1 protein-coding gene is annotated in these 534 nt (G+C 29.6%); it reads right to left on the bottom strand.

Annotated features, from left to right (window positions below; all coding sequences use genetic code 11):
* Positions 1 to 534: glutamate synthase central domain-containing protein (locus AMN70_RS01600; RefSeq protein ID WP_425304114.1), on the bottom strand; the 534-nt coding region annotated here is incomplete at both ends.

Below are 534 nucleotides of genomic sequence, written 5' to 3'. Positions count from 1 at the left end.
GATAGTGCTCCATGAGACATACTCCCACTTCCAAATCTTTTTAATATTTTTTCTATTGGCTCAACTTCGGATATATTAATTGAAGGTCCTAATTTTTTTTTTCTAAAATCAATTAAATCCCTCAAATTAATTGGTGGAAGGTTATATATTCCTTTAACATATTTTTTATAGCCTTCATAAGAATTGGAACCAACTGCACTTTGTAATAAATGGATTAATTTACCTTGATATTGATGTGTTTCACCATTTTTTCTATATCTATAAATTCCGCCAATAGGTAGGACTGTATCGGTACTTTCAAAAGCTTCTTTATGAATTTTACGAATTTTTTTCTCTATCCCTGTTAATCCAATTCCTGAAATTTTTGATGTTACACCTGGAAAATAATCATCTACTATAGTCCTACTTAATCCAACAGTTTCAAAATTACACCCGCCTCTATAAGAACTTAATACAGAGATGCCCATTTTAGACATTATTTTTAAAAGACCTGCGTTAACAGATTTAATATAACGTTTAACACAATCATCAAAA

Origin of the sequence: Candidatus Pelagibacter communis (genome assembly GCF_001179925.1) — a bacterium.
GTDB classification, from domain to species: Bacteria; Pseudomonadota; Alphaproteobacteria; order Pelagibacterales; family Pelagibacteraceae; genus Pelagibacter; species Pelagibacter ubique_E.
The sequence above is the reverse complement of the archived record's forward strand: the minus strand, read 5'-3'. Positions and strand labels throughout refer to the sequence as shown.